Source organism: Enterococcus sp. DIV0660C, assembly GCF_017316125.1.
Classification (GTDB): domain Bacteria; phylum Bacillota; class Bacilli; order Lactobacillales; family Enterococcaceae; genus Enterococcus_B.
Genome location: NZ_JAFLWA010000004.1, coordinates 68944 through 90979, shown reverse-complemented (window position 1 = coordinate 90979; position 22036 = coordinate 68944). Strand labels below are relative to the sequence as shown.

The following is a 22036-nucleotide window of genomic DNA, read 5'->3' as shown; positions in this document are numbered from 1 at the left end:
ACACGGAAGTTTATGCTTTCGTCCTTTTGCTTAATAGAGCAAATGGGCGGAAGCTTTTTTGTTTATCCAAGAAAATTTTGAGAAGAAAGATGGGAAAAATATGGCACTAATCCAATTGACCAATGTCGAAAAGACTTTTGGTGGGAAAAACGGAGCAATTCATGCTGTCAACGATGTGTCTTTAAGTATCGAAAAGGGAGATATTTATGGAATCGTTGGGTACTCGGGCGCCGGGAAAAGTACGTTAGTCCGCTTGTTGAATGGACTTGAGCTACCTAGCAGTGGCGAGGTAATTGTAAATAATCAAGATATCACAAAATTAAAAAATAAAGAGTTACGTACTTTTCGTAAAAAAATCGGGATGATTTTCCAACATTTCAATCTTTTATGGTCACGTACAGTATTAGAAAATATCCAGTTACCGCTCGAACTTGCAGGTATACCAAAAACCCAACGTCGACAACGAGCGGAAGAATTATTGGGACTTGTTGGGTTGGAAGGTAGAGGAGATGCGTATCCTGCACAACTATCTGGTGGTCAAAAGCAAAGGGTTGGTATCGCGCGTGCATTGGCGAATGATCCAGAAATTTTATTATGTGATGAAGCTACTAGTGCACTCGATCCACAAACAACGGAAGAAGTGTTAGACTTATTATTGGCAATCAACAAAAAATTAAACTTAACAATTGTTTTGATTACACATGAAATGAATGTTATCCGTAAGATTTGTAATAAGGTTGCTGTAATGGAACTTGGAAAAGTAGTTGAAGAAGGCGAAGTTCTCAATGTTTTCCGTCATCCAAAACAAGAAGTAACCAAACGTTTTGTTCAACAAGATATTGAACCAGAAGCTGACTCTACTGAGTTATTAGCTGAATTGATCAAGGAAAATCCCAATGGTCGCCTAGTTACGCTAACGTTTGACGAAAATAATGCGAATGAACCAGTGATATCTCAGGCAGTTCGTCGTTACAACGTGGATATCAATGTTGTTTATGGCAAAATCAAACAAGCAAAAGAAGGTTCGTTTGGTTCCCTAACGATTTTGATGACAGGTGTAGAAAAAGAATTAGATCAAGCAGAAGTATTCTTTACCGAACAAGGCGTAGAAGTAGAGGTGATCCACCATGGATAAAAGCTTTTCAGAAACATATTTAGATTTTAGCCAAATCAATGCAGATACAATGAAACAAGCAATTGTTGATACTTTATACATGACATTGATTTCGATGGTTTTAGTTACAGTTATCGGATTGGTTTTAGGTTTAGTCCTTTATTCGATTGGTAGAAAAAAGAAACCTTACGCACGTATCGTATATGGTATCGTTTCGATTATTAGTAATATTTTCCGTTCCACACCATTTATGATCTTGATGGTATTGATTATTCCATTTACAAAAGCAATCGTTGGTACAATGCTTGGCGCACAGGCAGCGATTCCAGCACTGGTCTTATCTGCAGCACCATTTTATGCACGATTAGTTGAAATTGCTTTTCGTGAAGTAAGTCCGGGCGTTCTTGAAGCCGCAGATGCAATGGGCGCAAGTTATTGGGAAGTCATTTGGAAAGTGTTGATTCCTGAAAGTGTACCTGCGTTGATTTCAGGATTAACGGTAACGACGATATCAATGATTGGTTTCACCGCAATGGCAGGAGCGATTGGTGCTGGTGGACTAGGTGGTTTGGCTTGGCAAGAGGGCTACCAACGTGGTAATTTGACAGTGACATTTGTTGCAACATTGATTATTTTAGCTATTGTATTCGTTGTTCAGGGAATTGGAGATTTCTTAACGAAGAAAACAGATAGAAGATAAGAATAAATAGTAGGGGGATATTAGGATGAAAAAGAAAATTTTTGGATTAGCAGCAGCACTTTTATTAACAGTAGGTTTGGCAGCTTGTGGGAACAGCGGAAAGGACAGTGCAAAAGATAGCTCGGATGAAACAACATTAAAAGTTGGTGCATCACCAACACCACATGCAGAAATTCTTGAGCACGTACAACCATTATTGAAAGAAGAAGGCATCAACCTTGAAATCGTTAAGTTCGATGACTATGTGTTACCGAACCAAGCGCTTGAAGAAGGCGACATTGATGCAAACTATTTCCAACATATTCCTTATTTAAACAAAGAAATCAAAGAAAAAGGATATGACTTTGCGAATGCAGGTGCGATCCACATTGAACCAATGGGCTTGTACTCTCAATCAATCAAGGATATCTCTGAATTAAAAGATGGTGCAACAATCATTACTTCAAACTCAGAATCTGACTGGGGACGAATCATCACAATCTTACAAGATGCTGATTTAGTGAAAGTCAAAGATGGTGTGGATCTTGAAACAGCGACATTTGATGACATTGCAGAAAATCCTAAAAATTTAAAATTCAATCATACAATTGATCCTTCTTTACTTGCGTCGACTTACCAAAACAGTGAAGGTGACTTAGTGGCCATCAATGCGAACTTTGCTTATGGTGCAGGTTTGAATCCATTAGAAGATGCAGTACTATTAGAAAAAGACAATTCGCCTTACGTAAATATCATTGCGACACGTTCGAAAGATAAAGATAGCAAAAAGATTAAAGCTTTGATCGAAGTATTACATCGTGAGGATGTTCAAAAATGGATCACTGAAAAATGGGGTGGTTCTGTGAAGCCAGTTTCAGCGGATGCAAAATAAAAAATCGTGAAAAAAGGTTGTGGCGCAAAACGTTTAGCTCCGAAAAATAAGGAATTTTTTCAAAAATAGCTACTCATATTTTTGGGAAACTTGAGATTATTTTGAAGAAAACCAGAATAAAGTCTACGACAAACTTCACTACACACAACTACAGGTATTTCATAAAAGAGTCAGCAAACAAAAACTTGTTCGCTGACTCTTTCTTTTTATACAAATTACAATGTAAAAATAAAGCTTTTTTTAGAATAAGTGAAAGTTATTCTAATTTCAGCTTGTTAGATCATTGCGCTTCATTCTCAATTAGTCTAAAATGGGTGAGAACGAAAGAGAATTTGGAGGGAAACTGGCATGTCTGTCTTAGAAGTAAAAAATTTACATGTATCTATCGAGGATAAAGAAATCCTTAAAGGCGTTAATTTAGTAATGAAAACGGGCGAAATCCACGCAATCATGGGACCAAATGGAACAGGTAAATCAACTTTATCTGCTGCCATCATGGGGAACCCTAATTATGAAGTAACCGAAGGCGAAGTCTTATTCGATGGGAAAAATATTTTAGACTTAGAAGTGGATGAACGTGCACGACTAGGGTTATTTTTAGCAATGCAATATCCAAGTGAGATTCCAGGAATCACTAATGCAGAATTTATGCGTGCAGCTATCAATGCAAAACGTGATGAAGATGACAAGATGTCTGTTATGACTTTCTTGAAAAAATTAGATGCAAAAATGGATTTATTAAATATGCCTGAAGAAATGGCTGAACGTTATCTGAATGAAGGTTTTTCTGGTGGTGAAAAGAAACGTAATGAAATTTTACAATTGCTGATGCTTGAACCAACATTTGCTATTTTAGATGAAATCGACTCAGGCTTAGACATTGATGCGTTGAAAGTAGTAGCAAAAGGTGTGAATGAAATGCGCGGTGAAAACTTTGGAGCATTAATCATCACGCACTATCAACGTTTGTTGAACTATATTACTCCTGACGTGGTTCATATCATGATGGAAGGTCGCGTTGTAATGACTGGAAATGCTGATCTAGCAAAACGTTTGGAAGCAGAAGGCTATGCTGGAATTAGTAAAGAATTAGGAATCGACTACAAAGAAGAAGAAGCGTAAGGAGGAGCAGGAATGAAAGAGAAAAACTGGCTCGGCTATCTTGACGCGGTCAACGACTTTTCTTTGAGTAAAGGAGAGCCTGCTTGGATGACAGAGCTTCGTCAACAAGCATTAGCAAAAGCAAATGAGTTGACTTTACCAAAAATTGAACGAGTAAAATTTGCTCGTTGGCCATTATTTGAGATCAAACAAATGGCAGATGTTGTGACAGATACAGGGAATGTTGCTGCGTTTGATGCAATGAAAGACAACCCAGTACTGGTACAACAAGGAACTTGGACTGTTTTTGAACAATTATCGACAGAATTAGCAGAAAAAGGTGTGATTTTCACTGACATTTTTACTGCAATGCAAGAGTATCCTGAATTAGTACAAGAATACTATATGACAAAAGCTGTCAATATGGATGAAGATCAGTTAACTGCCTTACATGCAGCATTTATGAATAGCGGTTTATTTCTTTATGTACCAAAAAATGTTGTGATTGAAGAACCAATTGAATCCTTATTTATTCAAGATGGTGCAATTGATCAACATTTCTTTAAACATATCTTGATTGTTGCGGATGAACATAGTGAATTTTCTTACCTTGAACGTTTCCAAACAACTGGCGAACAACTAGCAAAAGTTTCTGGAAACATCGTGGTAGAAGTCATTGCGAAAGCTGGATCAAAAGTGAAGTTTTCCGCAGTTGATCAGTTAGGTGAAAATGTGACAGCTTATATGAATCGCCGTGGGCATATTTTACGTGATGCTTCTGTAGATTGGGCAATTGGTGTGATGAATGATGGCAATATTGTTGCTGACTTTGATTCTGATTTAGTTGGCGAAGGTGGTCATTCTGAAGTGAAGATCGTGGCTATTAGTGGCGGCAAACAGACGCAAGGAATTGATACACGTGTGACGAATAAAGCACCACATACGATTGGTCATATTTTACAACATGGCGTGATTCGTGAGCGAGGTGTGTTAACATTCAACGGAATCGGACACATATTAAAAGGCGCAAAAGGCGCAGATGCACAGCAAGAAAGTCGTGTCTTGATGCTTTCAGATAAAGCACGAGGCGATGCCAATCCAATTCTTTTGATTGACGAAAACGAAGTAACTGCTGGCCATGCGGCGAGTGTTGGTCGTGTCGATCCAGAAGAAATGTATTATTTGATGAGCCGTGGATTACACAAGGAAGAAGCTGAACGCTTAGTTATTCGTGGGTTCCTTGGTTCGGTATTAACGGCTATCCCCGTTGAAGAAGTGCAAAAAGAATTGATTGAAGTTATTGAAGGGAAGTTGAATGCATGATTCATGCAGAAAAATTACGCGCTGATTTTCCTATCTTATTTCAAGAAGTGAATGATGAAGCTCTGGTGTATTTGGATAATGCTGCAACGACTCAAAAACCAAAGCAAGTGTTAGATGCACTAACCAGATATTATGAAAAAGATAATGCAAATGTGCATCGTGGCGTGCATACTTTAGCTGAACGTGCGACCCATGAATACGAAGCTGCTCGAGAAAAAGTTCGTCGGTTTATCCATGCAAATGAAACAGCAGAGGTTCTATTCACGCGTGGGACGACGACAAGTTTGAATTGGGTTGCACGAAGTTTTGGAGAGTTCATTCATGAAGGAGACGAAATCGTTCTTTCTTATATGGAACATCACTCCAATATTATTCCATGGCAACAGTTAGCTAAACGAAAAGGCGCAACCTTAAAGTATATCGAGTTAACACCGGAAGGATTACTGGATATGGCTGATGCCAAAAAAAAAATTACAGCAAAAACAAAAATTCTTGCAATCGCCCATGTTTCCAATGTTTTAGGCGTCAAAAATCCAGTGAAAGAATTAGCAGAATTGGTTCACGAAAAAGGTGGCATAATTGTGATTGACGGGGCGCAAGCTGCACCACATATGCCAATCAACGTTCAAGAACTTGATTGTGATTTTTATGCTTTTAGTGGTCATAAAATGTGTGGCCCAACTGGAATTGGTGTTTTATATGGCAAAAGAACTTGGCTCGAACAAATGGAACCCGTTGAGTTCGGTGGCGAAATGATTGACTTCGTTGAACTTTACGATAGCACATGGAAAGAATTGCCTTGGAAATTTGAAGCCGGAACACCAAACATTGCTGGCGCCATTGCACTGGGACATGCGATTGATTATTTGGAAACGATTGGATTAGCAGAAATCCATCGTTATGAAGAAGAAATTGTAGCCTATGTGTTGCCTAAACTTCAAGCAATTGAAGGATTGACGATTTATGGCCCACAAGAGCCAGAAATACGTACCGGAGTGATTGCGTTTAATTTAGAAAACTTACATCCACATGATGTGGCAACAGCTCTTGACATGGAAGGTGTAGCAGTTCGAGCAGGACATCATTGCGCGCAACCACTATTGAATTATTTACAGGTACCTGCAACAGCTCGAGCAAGTTTTTATTTCTACAATACTAAGCAAGACGCCGATCGATTAGTTGAAGCAATTCTCGCAACAAAGGAGTTTTTCCAACATGGGACTATCTAAATTAGACAATCTTTATCGTCAAGTGATTCTAGATCATTCTTCCCATCCACACCACCGTGGAAGTTTGACCGAATCAACGAATAAAATTGAACTAAACAATCCAACTTGTGGTGATGTAATCGAATTACAAGTAGATGTTAAACAGGGTGTGATTGAAAATATCGCATTTGATGGGAGTGGCTGCTCAATCAGTACAGCCAGTGCTTCAATGATGACGGATGCCGTAATTGGTAAAACCGTTGCTGAAGCACAACACTTAACAGTTGAATTTTTACAACTTGTTCAAGGAAATGAAGTTGCCGATGAAGAAAAATTAGGCGATGCAGCCATGTTAAGTGGTGTTGCGAAGTTTCCAGCCAGAATCAAGTGTGCCACACTTGCTTGGAAAGCGTTAAGTCAAGCAGTGACCGAAAATGGCACGGCGACAGCCCACCATTACCATAAAGAAGAGGAGTGAGAATATGGGCGTACCAGAATTAGAAGAATATAAATTTGGGTTTCACGATGATGTGCAACCTGTTTTCAGTACCGGAGAAGGGCTGACCGAAGAAGTCATTCGTGAAATGTCACGAATAAAAGAAGAACCAGAGTGGATGCTCGATTTTCGTTTGAAGTCATTAGAAACATTTAACAAAATGCCAATGCAAACTTGGGGCCCCGACTTGTCTGATATTGACTTTGAAGCCATCAAATATTATCAAAAACCAAGTGATAAACCTGCGCGTGACTGGGAAGATGTGCCAGAAAAAATCAAAGAAACCTTTGAAAAAATCGGAATTCCTGAAGCCGAACGTGCTTATTTAGCGGGAGCGTCAGCTCAATACGAATCAGAAGTGGTTTACCACAACATGAAAGAGGAATTTGAAAAATTAGGGATTATTTTTACTGACACAGACTCTGCGTTGAAAGAATATCCAGAATTATTCAAGGAATATTTTGCTAAATTAGTGCCACCAACTGACAACAAATTGGCTGCACTGAACTCTGCCGTTTGGTCAGGAGGTACGTTCATCTATGTACCAAAAGGTGTTCGAGTAGATGTTCCTTTACAGACCTACTTCCGAATCAATGCAGAAAATACCGGACAATTTGAACGAACATTAATTATTGTTGATGAAGGTGCTAGTGTTCACTATGTGGAAGGCTGTACAGCACCAACTTATTCAAGTAATAGTTTACATGCGGCGATTGTTGAAATTTATACCAGAAAAGATGCTTATTGTCGCTATACAACAATCCAAAACTGGTCTGACAATGTCTATAACTTAGTAACGAAACGGGCAAAAGCTTACGAAGGCGCAACAGTTGAATGGATTGACGGAAACCTTGGTGCGAAAACAACGATGAAATACCCAAGTGTTTACTTAGACGGAAAAGGTGCTCGAGGCACAATGCTATCGATCGCTTTTGCTGGTGCAAACCAAATCCAAGATACCGGTGCTAAAATGATTCACAATGCACCAAACACTTCAAGCTCTATCGTCTCAAAATCAATTTCAAAGGACGGTGGCGAAGTCAATTATCGTGGACAAGTAACCTTTGCTAAAGACAGTGCAGGTTCTATTTCCCACATTGAATGTGACACGATTATCATGGATGAACTATCAAAATCAGATACGATTCCATTCAATGAGATTCATAATAGCCAAGTTTCTTTGGAACACGAAGCGAAAGTCTCAAAAATTTCTGAAGAGCAGCTCTACTATTTGATGAGCCGTGGCTTGACTGAATCAGAAGCGACAGAAATGATCGTGATGGGCTTTGTTGAGCCATTCACCAAAGAACTTCCAATGGAATACGCAGTTGAACTCAACCGTTTGATCAGTTATGAGATGGAAGGGTCTGTTGGATAATAACTATTTCATTGCTCGAAACGTTGATATTAAAGCGTTTCGAGCATTTTTTTATTTGGATTTTAATGATTGGCTACGTTTAGAATTATTCGCTCATAAATTTTGCGAATCGGTCACCAGTTTTCTTAACAGATTGTGGTGTGACATGAGCATAGATATTCATGGTAGTTTTAATATCTTTGTGACTTAATCGTTCTTGTACTTCTTTTATCGAAGCACCACTTTCAAACAATAAGCTACAGTGGGTATGCCTAAATCCATATGGAGTAATTTGAGGCTCCATCGGTGTCTTTTTGTAAATCCAATTTAACCAATCGGTTACTACTTGAGTATAGTGGATCTTGTCTTAGTTTGCAGTGAATAAAAACTATTTTTGTTAATATATATTATATCAATGTAGAATCGTTATGCTCATTCTATTATCCGCCACAAGGAGTTTTACAACTGCTTAGAAATCAGATTACTCGTTCAAATAATAATGCAAATTGAATCAATAAAAGAAGCGTTGAAGAAGAGCTCATTCTTTTAACGCTTCTTTTATTAGGAGATTTTAATGACCATATCAACTTCTCTTTCAGGATTAGGTAATTCATGAAAGCTAGTGTTTATAGTGCTTAATTGATCAACTAACCATGTTTTATTTTTTGACTCTTAGACGAATCTAAAAATTAATATCATTGTTCTCGTGTTGAAGAGGTGTCTCCAAATAATCTGGTGAATATTCATAATCAACTTAACCTGCTAATACAAAAGAGGGTAATCCATAATTTAGTGTCAGATTTAATGGATGGTCGTAAGCTTTTATTTTTTTTAAGTACATATCTTCAGCCATAAAAGTTGAGTTTGTGATTTCATATTGTGTTTCATTAAAAAAAGTTATCCGAATAATCGCTTATTTTTGAAAAGTCTTTATTGACACCAGCCTCAAAAAATTGTTCAACTTTTTCAGTATAAAGTTGTGCTAACGCTCCTTTTTCAATATTAACTTTGATATTTTCATGTCTATCAATTTGAGTGCTGTTCAGTAAGGGAAGATCAGCTTTTAGTTTTATATCGTCTTGATTTCTTTCAATTTCAATCGGCAAAATCTTTTCAATAGATTCAGTTTCTGATAAAGGGACATCTAGTTTTTTATCATGATAATAAGCTTCAAGACCATCTGGAACCGGAAAAAAATGTATTGGGTAATTCTTTTCTAAGGTTGTTTTACTAGTTTCCGTACTTGTAGAACTAGTGTCAAAAGTGGTACATCCGCTTATAGTTCCGATGAGTAAAGCACAGGTTAGAATGCTTGCATATTTCTTCAAAAAAATCCCTCCTAAAAATTGAATATGGACTAATACTAGTCCCGTTGTAGCACACCAAATCTTTAAGATTAATAAGAAAAAGGACTAATTTTAGTCCAAAAGGTGTGCTATTCTTGGAATAGAAAAAAATTATTGATAAAGAAAATGTAATCGGTAGCAATATTAGACAAGTCCGATTAGAAAAAAGGAATTGGTCAAACTGAGCTGATTAGAGACCTACAGCTTCGTAAATTTGCTATAACTAGGGAAACGTTGGTTAAGATTGAAGGTGGCCGCCAACACATTAAGTTGGATCAATTGAAAGCCATCAAAGATATTCTACAGGTGTCTTATGAAGATTTGCTTTAATTACTACTTGTAGTCATTTCGTTTAAAATTATTATGTTACACCCTTATGTGTCACGAAGAAATACTGGTATAATAATGAATGAGGTATGCAAAGTTAGGGTATACTCTTGTGAATTTATTATTTTTTATAATGATTTAGTTGAACATGAATTTTCGGAGGGAAGGATTTAATTGGTAGATAGTATTAATTTAACTAATTATGGTCAAGTTTTTAAGGATAATGAATTGTCTGGATTAAAAGAGAAAAATTTTTTTTATGGAAAGAATGGTACCGGAAAATCAACTTTATGCCAAGTGATAAATGAGCAGTTAGGGCGAGAATTCGATGTAAGGGTTTTCCAAGGTTTTGAAAGTGTAATTGGTGAAGATGAAAAATTGAATTCTATTGTACTTGGTGAATCTAATAAATTAGTACAGAAAGAAATTGATTCAAAGTTAGAAATAATTAGTGAAAATGAAGTACAAGCTATTAAAAAAAATGAATTGCTAAAGAGCTTGAAAGGTTTCGATGAAGTAGAAAAAAGTCCGTTTTTAAGTCAATATGAAAAATCTCAAGATGATGTCAGAAAAAAAGAAGATGAAATAGGATTATTGTATCAAAAATGTGCTGGAGAAATAACAAGTGAATTTAATCTTGCTAGAAATTATAGTAGAAAAAATTTTAGAAACGATATCCCAAATTCTAGAAAATTGACAGAAGATGAATATAAAAAATCACTTGCAATTTATGTGACAACTGAAAAGAGGAAAATTATCGAAAGAGAATTTCCAAGTATAAATTTTGAATCATATTGTAAATCTGTGAATGAAATAATAGAAAGTAAAGTCAATGCAATTGTGATAAAAGAGTTAAAGGAGAATTCCTTAAAAAGGAGTTTTGCGGAAGAAGGTCTAAAAATACATAATGAAGGAGATAAATGTGCTTTTTGTGGTGGAGAAGTAACTGCCGAGCGTATTGTAGAATTGGAGTCTGTTTTCAATACTAAGGAAGTTTTTAGATTACAAGATAGAATAAAACAAGGTATTGCTAAAATAGAGGAGTGTATAGATATTTTAAGTAATATAGATATCTTGAATGCCTCAGACTTTTATTCTCATCTTGATACTGAGAAGGTAAATTCTAGATTGATTGATATTAAAAAAGAGCAAATGAATTTTTTAAAAGAGTGTAAAATGCAACTTGAGAAAAAAGAAAAAGAGTTATTTATTAGCATGGATAGTTTTGAAATGAGAATTCCATTATCGTTTACTACTATTCAAAAAGATTTAAATGAATTGATCAAAAGTCATAATGAATTTTCAAATGATATAGAGAAAAGTAAGAGTGAGGCCAAAAGAAAATTAATACTGCATCGTGTTGCAGAAAAATGTGAACAGATGGGGACGGAAAGATTACAGGGGGAACTTGTAACTTTAAAGAAAACAAGCACTGATTTAAAGAAAATATTAAGCGATGAAATTGAAAAAATTGAATCTGATAAGAGAAAAATTGAGTCAGAAATAATTGAACAAAGAAAAGAACTTAAACAATTGCAAGAAAAAATTAAAAACCCAGAAATAATTATAAAAAACATTAGTGAAAAAATATCGAAATCTGGAAAGAAAAATCTTGAATTGAAATATATAGAATCGGGTAAGCATTATAAAATTATTAACAAAGATGGTTCTACAAGAAATATACAAGAAATTTCTACGGGTGAAAAAAACATAATTGCATTTTTATATTTTATAGGAAGTCTGGATAGCCCTGAATTAGAAACAGGTAAGCCTAAAATAATAGTTTTGGACGATCCTATGAACTCAAATGATGATACCATGCAATATTTAATCATTTCAGAAATTGAAAAGTTATATAGCCGAAAAAATTTATTTAAGCATTTTATCTTATTAACTCATAATTCACATTTTTATCTTAAAGTGACTTTTGGGAGAAGAGTGAGAAGAGATGGTAAAAATCCTTATGAAATGGACAATTTTGTTCGTATGATAAATGATGGTAATCTGACATCATTTAAATACTTGAAACACAAAAACGAAGATTTTACAACCCAATATGGTAGCTTGTGGAAAGAGTTGAAATTTCTTTACGATAACGATAAAAAGGACTTTATGTGTAATACTATTAGACGTATAATCGAGACATATGTTGTGTTTAATGGCGTCTCTGGAAATAAAGATGCCGAAAGTAAGATGCTGTTTAATACTAATTCACACTATACAGAGATAGGGGATCTTGAAACGGATATCAATGGGTATTCTAGAGAAGATATAATAGGATTAATGAGAAAGTTTTTCAAACAAAATAATGCTGAAGTAAATTTCAATAATTATTGGAATAAGTTATAAAAAATTCAGTATATAATTGTTTATATATTTTGTTTTCTCATCAAAAGTACGCCACTTGAATACGATTAGAAAACCAATCAAGATGAATTATCATTGATAAAGTGATTAGCTCGATTCAAAAATCGTTGAAATACCAACTATCTTCAATTATCTTTAATCAACTCAACTTCATGGTTGAAGCAGCATAAGTTGAATCCTCAAATAACTTCTCTACCTGCTATTTTGGATACGATATTGGCTACGTTACCAATGATAGTACCTGATAATATACACTGTCAGTCTATAGTAATTTATCAAATGAATTATTTATACAAAAGCCTATTCCTTTCCTCTGATTCCCAAAAGATTCATTGGAAGGGTCTGTAGGATAAAATATCAAACAAAATGCCAAGAATGCTGTTACTATAACGTTCTTGGCTTTTTGTTTACATTCGATTTTATAAATTATCTCCTGGAAAATCTCAAACTAGAATCACTCTAGGAGAGAATTTAGGAGGGCTTAATAAAATTTTTATTGTGATTGATATTCTTTCCACCAATCTTCTTTTTGATACTCAAGTAAACGTAACTTACCATCAAAAAGCAATTGGAATACACGTGAAGATTGACCTTATTCATTAAATAAGTAGTTTTTGCTTCGGGACTCAGTAGTCCTTTACCTTTAATCAATGACTTTTTATGAATCTATTCTTGTATTATTTTCATAACGACAACTAGTTCTCACTGATTATCCTTTACATAGATACTATAACATCGTGTCTTTGATAATAAAATTTCTCGAATACTGAGTAGAAGTATTCGAGAAATAAAAATATTTTATTTATTTTTATTGCATCGAACATTGAGAAAGTAATTAAAAGAGCTTTTTGTTGGCTTAGGCTATATGAGTTGATTTTTTTAATGTAATACTTCAAAACAACTACGACTGGTCAAATCTAACAGGAAAAGCCTCGATTTTACTTAAACCAAGAGCGCAGTTGCTGAACTAATTGCTTGTTTTCTTGATTCAAGTAGGTAAAATCAGACTTCGTATCTGGCAAAATGCCGTTTGGATAAGAAGCTGGATTTTGATTACCGTTGGCTGCACTTTGTATATAGCCAATGGAATAATTGATGAGCCATGGAATGTTATTATGACGAGTGGTTAAGTATTTGGCTGCGTTTAAAGTGGTTAGTCCAGCTGTTTGTTGTCCAAATACTTTAACCTTGTGATTATTTTTTAGGGCGATTAATACATTTTCTGCAGCACTTGCCGTTTTGTGATTGACAACTACGGCGACTTTTTTGTTTAAACTTTTTGGTGTGGGATTAACTGTCAGATGATTGAACCCATTCCATGTACTACCAGAAATCCCACCTAGTAAGAGGGTGTTTTTCAAAATTAAAGGATAGTGATTTTTCCACTTATCAACTTCATCGAACAATTGCCCATCTGGTATCAGTGAGCGTACACCAAGAATCATAGGTTCCCTAGATCCGCCAGTGTTATTTGTTAAATCCAGTACAATATTTTTCTCCGCAGTTTCAATCAGGTTTGATAAGGTATTGACATAATTTTTTATAAACACATTATGATTGCTGTAGATTGATGGAATAGTGATCACAGAAAATTCCAGAAAATCATGTCTACTGGGTAGGATTTCTACTGTGGGTTGTTGAGCTGCTGTATTGAGCGCCATAGCAAAATTATGATGATTTGCTAGTTGTACGGCATAGTTTACTTGTTCAATAGTAGGTATATTTTTCTTTGACCGAATAGTTTGAGTAACTTTCTGCCAAGAACCACGATCTTCGATAATACCTTGCGTATGCAAAAGTGTGAAAGCTTCATAATCGCGTACATCACTTTTGGATAAGTAGAAAGGAAGTAAGAAAAACATACCTATTAAGAAAAAGGAAAAGAAGTTTAAAAATAACTGATCAAATAATCTTTTCATACAATCACCTTAAGTAAAAGAGATTCAACTAGGAATTGGTCGGCGGTTTCACTAGTTGGATCTCTCTCATTTTTTTACTTCCAAAAATAACCAATGAGGAAGTGAAGGAATAACATACCAGCAACGACAAAAAGAATCCAAAAGAAACTGGGCAAGAGGTTTAATTGTCCATTTTTCTTTTCATAAGAATCACGAGTCGTTCCGCCAAAAGTGAGGGACCAGAAATCAAATAAATTCATTCGTAATCGCTCCTTCCACGAAGAAAATGGCGCTTAATATTTTTTACATAAATGCTGACCACCACCAATATATCCTATTGTGTTTGACCCAGAAGGGCAAGCTCCTTGTACCGGAAATGTCGTACCTCCAAGAGCCATTTCCCAATCACTCGGTTTTGGTCCAGTAGAGGTGAATCCTTGGTAACCACGCCCTAAAATTTTGTTTAAGTTCTGTTGACTTAATTTTTTCACATTTTTCATATAAAGTCACCTCCTTCAATAAGTAAACGCTAACATATTTTTGAGAAAAAAGGTAAGAGTATCTTGAAAGGCATATTTCTGATCTTGAAGGAGCGATGAAGAGAGAAGCGTGTGTGGTAACAGTGACATGAGGAAGATACAAATGTAAATAGCATCATTGTAGTCACGCTATAAATATTTTTCGAATCTGATTATTTTTTCAAGTGATTGTAGTAATAGTTATAGTTCGTTATAATAACTTTTAAATATTAAATTAAAGTTATTTTATGAGGGGTTATAAAATGAAAAAAGTGTCGATCATCAGTTTATTGTTTACAACATTATTGTTGACTGCTTGTCAACAAAATAAAGAGGTTAGTTCTATGTCCGCCTCTACCAAAATTAGTCAAGAAACAACGGTAGCTTCTACAGAACATTCAACTGCTGCAACGGAAATGAGCACAAGCAAAAGTTCTGTCTCTACAACCTCAAGTAATCAGCAGATGACTATGGAAAGCAATAGTTCTTCAGTTAGAGAAAATCAAGCGGTGAATGTTTTGTGGAGTAAGGCTAAAGCGCAACAATTAAACACATTTATGGCTAGCTGGGGAGAAACCATGAAACAAAGTTATAAAGAATATGGTCCTGGAAATAACGTTAATTTATATGGTTTACAGCTTCCTGATACAGTTCTTGCTAACACAAATGGCTGGCAAGCGACAGTTAACAATGTGCCAATCACTTTAACTTGGTCGGAAAATGGTGAAGCTGCTAGTTATGCGTTAGTAGCGGTCTATTCTGATGCGGAGACGCAAGCATCGTTGGCTAAGCATGTTTATTTCTTTACGATTGATGCAGGTGTTCCTAAGGTCTTGGTGACGAGTCAGAATCAAGGAAATCCTGACAATTATTTATACTTCAAAGAAACTGAGAATCAGCAATTGAAAGATGGATTCACTGAAATTGTAGGAAACATATAAAAAGAGAGTTTAAAATTTTTGACTGAAGAACTAAAAAGGCTTGTTAGTGCCTATAACAAGCTTTTTTTTATGCTCTTTAGAAACATAGATGAAAAAAAGCACCAATCCAACAATTAAAAATGTTGATTTTTCAACAAAAAAGCGGTAAGTTTATAGCTAGCTAATGTAGAGTTTTCTACAATTTTAAGGAGTGAATCATTTTGATTAATTTAGAAGAAACATTTAGTCAAGCTGGAATTGATTTCGAACTATATGATCATCGCGCGATTTACACAAATGAAGATGCGTTAGTGGTCAAAGCAGAGCAAGGTTTTACCGGCACCGAGACCAAAAGTTTATACTTAAAAGATAAGCAAAAAAATAACTATATTTTTCTGACTTTTACGACGAAAAAGAGTGATTTTAAACGATTAAGTAAGTTGATTGGCAAAAGAGTATCCGTCGTTTCTGCAGAAGTGATGGAAGAGCAAACGGGACAAAAGTCTGGCGCAGTTTCTCCTTTTGGCTACGAAGCACATGTTCCAATGATTATTGACGAAGAATTATTAACACATGAAAAATTAGTATTCGCACCAGGACGTCCAGATCAAACAATGGTGGTGAAAGTAGCAGATTTGGATAGAATAATTGAAACGCTTAATTTGGAAACCTATCTATTACCTGTAGAGGAGTAAAAAATGTCTGAGATTTTAAGAGAAATTGGAATCATTTCCCGTTCGTTATCATATATTAGTAATGTTGAGTTCAAGGAATTAGAGCTAAACAAAGAACAATATCTATACTTAACAAGAATCTATGAGAACCCGGGGATTATCAATGACGCGATAGCAGAGTTAGTCAAACAAGACCGAACAACTGTATCGAAATCTGTTCAAAAACTTGTAAACGCTGGTTTAGTTCGCAAAGAAATCGATGCTGAGAATAAAAAAATTCGTCGATTATATACGACTGAAAAAGCAGAAGCACTTTATGACTATTTAAAGCGTGAAGAAGCTTATTCGGAAAAGGCTGCATTGCTTGGACTTTCCGTAAAAGAAAAAGAAACCTTGTTAAATTTATTGAAAAAGGTTAGCAAAAATGTCGATGAAGAGTGGCTGTTTGTAAAAAACGGCAATAGACGAATCTATTAGGTTTTTCTAACAATAAAAAGCCAAACAGAAGTATATTCTGTTTGGCTTTTTGTCTGTAATACTTGTTGGAGACAGGGACAAAACAGTTTAAAAGACATATTTTGTTGAAGACCACTTAATCAAAACGCTTAGTTTAGTGAATTATCTTATATGTTTACTAAAAATAAAGTCTATGCTATCATGCTTTGTGAAAACGCTTTATTTAGTTGTGTCGCAATTGGATTATAGACAGGTGTTGAAGGCAAGCTATCTAGGAGGTATCAGATGAAAAAAGGGAAGATGATTCAGTGGGTATTTTTTGTGGGAACTATCATTGCTATCGGTATGTTTCAGAGTGTAACAGTAAGAGCAACGGAAATTTTTGAAACTAATTTTAGTCAAGAAAAGGGGAATTGGTTAGATATCAAAGGGACTTCTAAGACTAGTCTTCATGAGAATCAATTAGTTATTAGTAATACAACACAAGGATCTTCGATTGAATCTGTGAGTGTGTTACAAGATGCACCGTTAAAGAAAACTGGAGAAGTTGAGATGACTTTTCTTTATGAAGGACAAAAAAACTTTGGGGTGATTTTTAGAGGAAGTGAGACTGATTCAACGACTTGGCAGTCCTTTGCTTACAATGGAGATGGAGATTGGCAGCTAGGACAACCGGGTGGAAAGTGGATCACCACAATTAAAGGTTCACCGTTGGTCAAAGGAAAAACATATCGTTTGTTGGTACGCTATGAAGGGAAAAAAATTGTTACTTATTTAAATGGGCATTTGTTATATGAAAATCAAGAAGTCAACTATCCTAATGGTAATGGAAGTATTGATGGAGAATGGCAAGGCAAAATTGGACTTCGTCTTTTTGGTGATCGGATAACGTTGAAGGTAGTGGCGCTAAAAAATGGGGAGATTGGTTCGATTCCTTTAGATCCAGAAGAATCAAATGATCCAACTGAGGCAGAAGCCAAAGAGTTGCAACAAAAATGGAAAACGAATCTTGTTGGTGATTTTGAAAAAAATCCTGAATTATTAAATGATCCAGATATTATTGCGTATACGCAAAAGCTTTCAAAACAAGCCAATGAATTATATGGGAAACTAAATAAAGAATCCAATCGCACGTATTTGTGGGAAAAGATTGCATCAGACACAGCCTCCGCAGATATAACAACCCAATTTGCGAATCTTTCTGTTTTGGCTCGAGCTTATGGGACAAAAGGAACGACCCTTTATCAAGATCAACAGGCAAGAACGGACATTGTTGAGGCACTTGATTTTATGATAGATGTTCGAAAATACGATGGTAAAAAATATCATGGTAACTGGTGGGATTGGCAGATTGGTGTGCCACAAAAATTTATTGATATTCTGATGATTATGAAAGACGAGCTGACAACGGAGCAATTGTCAAAATACACGCAAGTCATTTCGCTGTATGTTCCAGATCCTTATAAACAATTGTACGGTAAGCCACAAGGAACCTTTGTTGATTTGCATTTTATTCCCAATTTCCAAACGACAGGAGCGAATCGCACGGATTTAGCGTTAACGGTCATGGGGTTGGGTATTTTACAAAAAAGTGGAGATAAATTAAGTGTTTCCGGCGAAAGTATCAAAGAAGTTTTTGCACTTGTGACAAAAGGAGACGGATTCTATAAAGATGGTTCGTTTATTCAACATGGTGATATTCCATACACGGGTTCATATGGAAATGTTTTGGTGAAAGGAACAAGCAAGATTTTAGGAATTTTAGCCAATTCAAAATGGAATTTACCTAAAGAAGTAACAGATTCTTTTGTGACCAATGTGAATAACGCCTTTATTCCATTAATCGAGAAGGGCGAAATGATGCCAATGGTGAATGGTCGTTCCATTTCGCGAGCAACTTCGACAAAAACAACTGGTTTTGGTTCACCAACAATGTATAATTTATTGCTAGTATCAGAATTTGCAGACCCGTCAGCAAACAGTCAGTTAAAAGAAAGTGTCAAATATTGGTTGAAGGAGAATCCAGCTTATTACTATACCAATGCACGTGATTTCAAAGATTTATTGTTAACGAAACAGGTGATGAGTGATGAAACGATTCTTGGAAAAGAAAAACCGTTTCTAGGAAGTAAATTGTATGGTGCAATGGATCGCTATGTTTATGCTAGTGGTGATTTTAGTGTGGGACTTAGCATGTACTCGAACCGAATTTCTTCATTCGAGGCAGGTAACAAAGAGAACAAACGTGGCTGGCATACATCCGATGGTATGTTGTATGTATTCAATCAAGATCAGCAATACGGGGAAGGTTATTGGCCGACGGTTGATCCATACCGATTGCCTGGCACGACAGTTGATACAGTCAAATTAGCAGATGAAGTGAGCTCATTTACGACAGTGCGTTCTTCAGAAAAACAAGTAGGTGGTGCAACAGACGGAAAAAATGCTGCTATTGGCATGGCGCTAAACAAAGAGGGAACGAAAAATAACGGTATGGTTTTACCAATGGATCTTAAAGCGCAGAAATCTTGGTTTGTATTTGATGGCCAAATTGTTGCATTAGGCTCAGGTATTCAAGGAACGACATCAGCTTCGATTGAAACAGTGATTGAAAACCGAATGCTTGATTCCAACAGTACGTACCAGTTGATGACAAATCAAGGTGAGGTTTCCAGTAATGGCGAACAAACCATGCAAGCAAATGACTGGCTCCTCTTGTCATCTTCACAAAAAAATCAGAGTATTGGATATTACTTCCCTCAAGAAGAAACAATTACTTTAGTTAAGGAACAGCGTACTGGAAAATACAGCGATATCAATGAAGGTTTCCCGAACAATCAAGTGTATACCGAAAACTATCAAAAAGTTTTACTTAACCATGGTCAAAAACCAATTGATGAAAAGTATGCGTATATTCTTTTGCCAAATGCAACAACGCAAAGTCTTGAAGATTATGCAAAACAAAATCGAATCGAAATTTTATCCAACAAAAAGGAAAATCAAAGTGTCAAAGATACAGTCACTGGAATAACAGCAGCAAATCTTTGGGTAGCCAATCAAACAGTGGCAGGTATTACAGTGGATCAACCAGCCTCAGTTTTGGTGAAAGAGGAATCAAATCAGGCGAAAGTAACAGTCGCTAATCCTTTACAAACGAATGCAACATTGACGCTGAATTTTTCAAAAGCAGTGAAAACAGTTATTCATGCAGATGAAAATATAACAATTAGTGAAGATGGAAGAAGTGTACAAGTTCAAACGGCAGGTATGACAGGTGAATCTAGTCAGTTGGAAGTTGAGTGGGAATAAAAGGTTACGGCGCAAAACATTCAGCTTCGACAAGATAGCGAGCAAGCATCCAAAATAGTTCTTCATATGTTGAAATGAAAAGCTATAGGGAGGAGTTGTTTTGGGACGAAGATAAAGTCGTGAAAGAAATGCCCAGCTCCAATAAATAAGAATGCATTTTCAGAAATTACTTCTCAAATTTTTGTGGCATTTAGACTTGTTTTGAATGGTGAACACTGTAAATGAAAGTTGACAAAAAGAAGGACGAGCTGGTTTGTACTCGTTCTTCTTTTTCTGTGTAAAATTAGAAGTTTAAACAAACGCCTAAAATGTTTTACTGAATTTTCACTAAACTATTTGAAAAAATAGGTGAATCAATGGTATAGTTCTACTAGAATAAAATGAAAGCGCTTTGTTAGGAGAGAGTAGGAATGCGAAAAGCTGTGATTCAAAGTAAAATAACGACAACAGAACAAAAAAATATTCTAAAAATCATTGTTGGAAATGTTTTTTTAGGATTTGCTTACGCAAATTGGATGAAACCGAATAATATTATCAATGGTGGGGTAACAAGTGTGGCGATGATTTTAGAAAAAATCTCGCAAATACCAATTTTTTATTTAACTTCTGGTGTAACAGTCTTATTATTGATTTTTTGTTGGTTCTTTCTAGGGAAAGGGAATTTTCTCAAATCAATTGTTAGCAGTATTTGCTATAACCTGTTCTTTACGATGTTTTATCTACTTAAACTCAATGTGCAAATCAATTTGGTCGTTGATTTTCTTTTTGCCTGTGTTTTTATCGCGATTGGGTATTATTGCTGTATTTCCGCGAATGCTTCTACGGTAGGAATGGATGTCATTGCTTTAGCAATCAATAAAAAACATCCAGAATTTAGTATTGCCAGAGGAATCCGTTACATAAATGTGATGGTACTAGCTTTGGGATTTTTGACTTATGGGGTAAAATCAGTAGTGATAGGTATTTTGTTCAGTTTACTGAACTCGTATATTTTAGATTTTTTATTAAAACGAAGGATTGAAGAATGAGGTGCTAACATGGCAACAATTAAAGACATTGCAGATTTAGCAAGTGTTTCTAAGACAACTGTTTCTCGAGTATTGAATTTTGATCAAACGTTATCAGTGAGTGATGAGACAAAAAAACGAATTTTTGAAGCGGCAGAGAAACTAGAATATACCAAATATAAACGGAACCGCGTCATTGATAAAGGAAAAATCGCGATCGTTCAATGGATGACGGAAAAAGATGAGCTCGATGATGTATATTATCTTTCGCTAAGAATGAGTGCTGAAAAGAAGATTTTGGATGAAGGTTATGAGATTGTGCGCTATTTTTATAACGATACACGTATATTTGATGAAGAGGTAATTGGTATTATTTCGATTGGCGAATGTACACCAGAGCAGCAACAATCATTAATTGATTTCACAGATAACCTAGTTTTTGTTGGAATGGATATTCTTTCAACAAAATATGATTCTGTGTCCCTAGATTTTGATCAGGCTGTGAATAGTGTGATTGACTTTTTCTGTGCGCGCGGTCATAAGAATATTGGATTTATCGGTGGCTTGGACTACGGTAAAACATTGCCTAACCATCCTGTTGGAAAAGACAAACGAACCATTGCTTTTGAAAAATACACAAGTTTCCGTGACGTCTACCGAGAGGAAAATGTATTCCAAAGTGGTTTTGATGTCGAAAGTGGTTATGAAATGATGAAACAAGCAATCGCTACGTTAGGGCAACATTTGCCAACCGCATTTTTTATTGCAAATGATCCTTTAGCGGTTGGTGCACTAAGAGCGTTGCTGGAAGCAGGAATCAAGGTACCTGAAAGAGTATCGTTAATTGGGTTCAACGATACGAGTGTTGCTAAACATATTTTTCCAACGTTGAGTTCAGTGAGAATACATACAGAACTGATGGGCGAAGCAAGTGTGGAGTTACTGTTGGAGAAATTAGAAACTGGAAGACAAGTGGCTAAAAAATTAATTATTGCGACGGAACTCAGTCTGCGTGGGAGCACAGGCGATTAAATTCGACTAGTG

The 22036-nt window shown here is 35.7% G+C and carries 19 protein-coding genes, 2 pseudogenes and 1 other annotated feature (1 of these 22 cut by a window edge); of the genes and pseudogenes, 16 read left to right on the top strand and 5 right to left on the bottom strand.

Annotation, left to right across the window (positions count from 1 at the left end):
• Positions 1-29, top strand: a binding site (T-box leader); it begins 224 nt to the left of the window's first position.
• 71 nt (positions 30-100) lie between these two features.
• The 8 genes from DOK81_RS01275 to sufB all read left to right on the top strand — a co-directional run bounded on the left by DOK81_RS01275 (position 101) and on the right by sufB (position 8191).
• Positions 101-1135 (top strand): ATP-binding cassette domain-containing protein, encoded by a 1035-nt coding sequence (locus DOK81_RS01275; RefSeq protein ID WP_206907349.1) that lies wholly within the window; start codon positions 101-103, stop codon positions 1133-1135.
• Entirely contained in the window at positions 1128-1814 is a 687-nt protein-coding gene (locus DOK81_RS01270) for a methionine ABC transporter permease (RefSeq protein WP_206897556.1), read from the top strand. The genes DOK81_RS01275 and DOK81_RS01270 overlap by 8 nt, the downstream gene beginning before the upstream one ends.
• A 25-nt stretch (positions 1815-1839) precedes the next feature.
• Positions 1840-2685 (top strand): MetQ/NlpA family ABC transporter substrate-binding protein, encoded by an 846-nt coding sequence (locus DOK81_RS01265; protein ID WP_206907348.1) that lies wholly within the window; start codon positions 1840-1842, stop codon positions 2683-2685.
• A 348-nt stretch (positions 2686-3033) separates the two neighbouring features.
• Complete coding sequence (gene sufC / locus DOK81_RS01260) at positions 3034-3807, top strand: Fe-S cluster assembly ATPase SufC (protein ID WP_206897554.1); 774 nt, start codon at positions 3034-3036, stop codon at positions 3805-3807.
• A 12-nt stretch (positions 3808-3819) separates the two neighbouring features.
• The gene (gene sufD / locus DOK81_RS01255) at positions 3820-5109 is read left to right on the top strand and encodes a Fe-S cluster assembly protein SufD (protein WP_206907347.1); all 1290 of its coding nucleotides are present in this window, start codon (positions 3820-3822) and stop codon (positions 5107-5109) included.
• Complete coding sequence (locus DOK81_RS01250; RefSeq protein WP_206907346.1) at positions 5106-6338, top strand: cysteine desulfurase; 1233 nt, start codon at positions 5106-5108, stop codon at positions 6336-6338. Before sufD ends, DOK81_RS01250 begins: the two co-directional genes overlap by 4 nt.
• The gene (gene sufU, locus DOK81_RS01245) at positions 6325-6795 is read left to right on the top strand and encodes a Fe-S cluster assembly sulfur transfer protein SufU (RefSeq protein WP_206907345.1); all 471 of its coding nucleotides are present in this window, start codon (positions 6325-6327) and stop codon (positions 6793-6795) included. The genes DOK81_RS01250 and sufU overlap by 14 nt, the downstream gene beginning before the upstream one ends.
• 4 nt (positions 6796-6799) lie before the next feature.
• Complete coding sequence (gene sufB / locus DOK81_RS01240) at positions 6800-8191, top strand: Fe-S cluster assembly protein SufB (RefSeq protein WP_206897550.1); 1392 nt, start codon at positions 6800-6802, stop codon at positions 8189-8191.
• A gap of 85 nt (positions 8192-8276) precedes the next feature.
• Here the strand turns inward: sufB and DOK81_RS01235 are convergent.
• Positions 8277-8609, bottom strand: a pseudogene (locus DOK81_RS01235) (tyrosine-type recombinase/integrase); the annotation flags it as partial.
• 448 nt (positions 8610-9057) lie between these two features.
• A complete protein-coding gene (locus DOK81_RS01230) occupies positions 9058-9498 on the bottom strand; it encodes a hypothetical protein (RefSeq protein WP_002343652.1) in 441 nt (146 codons plus the stop codon).
• 128 nt (positions 9499-9626) lie between these two features.
• Between DOK81_RS01230 and DOK81_RS01225 the strand changes: the two are divergent.
• Positions 9627-9846 (top strand): annotated as a pseudogene (locus DOK81_RS01225) (helix-turn-helix transcriptional regulator).
• Between the two features lie 171 nt (positions 9847-10017).
• On the top strand, positions 10018-12192 hold the full coding sequence (locus DOK81_RS01220; RefSeq protein ID WP_206907344.1) for an AAA family ATPase: 2175 nt from the start codon (positions 10018-10020) through the stop codon (positions 12190-12192).
• A gap of 956 nt (positions 12193-13148) precedes the next feature.
• Here DOK81_RS01220 and DOK81_RS01215 read toward each other — a convergent pair.
• The 3 genes from DOK81_RS01215 to DOK81_RS01205 all read right to left on the bottom strand — a co-directional run bounded on the left by DOK81_RS01215 (position 13149) and on the right by DOK81_RS01205 (position 14608).
• Positions 13149-14129 carry a S41 family peptidase gene (locus tag DOK81_RS01215; protein ID WP_206907343.1) on the bottom strand — a complete coding sequence of 327 codons (981 nt, stop codon included), beginning with the start codon at positions 14127-14129 and terminating at the stop codon, positions 13149-13151.
• Between the two features lie 74 nt (positions 14130-14203).
• Positions 14204-14368, bottom strand: a complete 165-nt coding sequence (locus DOK81_RS01210; protein ID WP_206907341.1) for a hypothetical protein — start codon at positions 14366-14368, stop codon at positions 14204-14206.
• A 33-nt stretch (positions 14369-14401) separates the two neighbouring features.
• The gene (locus tag DOK81_RS01205) at positions 14402-14608 is read right to left on the bottom strand and encodes a hypothetical protein (RefSeq protein WP_206907373.1); all 207 of its coding nucleotides are present in this window, start codon (positions 14606-14608) and stop codon (positions 14402-14404) included.
• A gap of 281 nt (positions 14609-14889) precedes the next feature.
• On the opposite strand from DOK81_RS01205, the gene DOK81_RS01200 reads away from it, so the two are divergent.
• The 6 genes from DOK81_RS01200 (at position 14890) to DOK81_RS01175 (ending at position 22024) form a co-directional block, all read left to right on the top strand.
• The gene (locus DOK81_RS01200) at positions 14890-15567 is read left to right on the top strand and encodes a DUF4767 domain-containing protein (protein WP_206907340.1); all 678 of its coding nucleotides are present in this window, start codon (positions 14890-14892) and stop codon (positions 15565-15567) included.
• Between the two features lie 200 nt (positions 15568-15767).
• Positions 15768-16241 carry a YbaK/EbsC family protein gene (locus tag DOK81_RS01195; protein WP_206907338.1) on the top strand — a complete coding sequence of 158 codons (474 nt, stop codon included), beginning with the start codon at positions 15768-15770 and terminating at the stop codon, positions 16239-16241.
• A gap of 3 nt (positions 16242-16244) precedes the next feature.
• Complete coding sequence (locus DOK81_RS01190; protein WP_206907336.1) at positions 16245-16697, top strand: MarR family transcriptional regulator; 453 nt, start codon at positions 16245-16247, stop codon at positions 16695-16697.
• A gap of 264 nt (positions 16698-16961) precedes the next feature.
• Positions 16962-19985, top strand: a complete 3024-nt coding sequence (locus DOK81_RS01185) for a polysaccharide lyase 8 family protein (RefSeq protein WP_206907334.1) — start codon at positions 16962-16964, stop codon at positions 19983-19985.
• Positions 19986-20395: 410 nt separating this feature from the next.
• Positions 20396-21013 (top strand): YitT family protein, encoded by a 618-nt coding sequence (locus DOK81_RS01180; RefSeq protein ID WP_206907332.1) that lies wholly within the window; start codon positions 20396-20398, stop codon positions 21011-21013.
• Between the two features lie 9 nt (positions 21014-21022).
• Entirely contained in the window at positions 21023-22024 is a 1002-nt protein-coding gene (locus DOK81_RS01175; RefSeq protein ID WP_206907330.1) for a LacI family DNA-binding transcriptional regulator, read from the top strand.
• Positions 22025-22036: the final 12 nt, after the last annotated feature.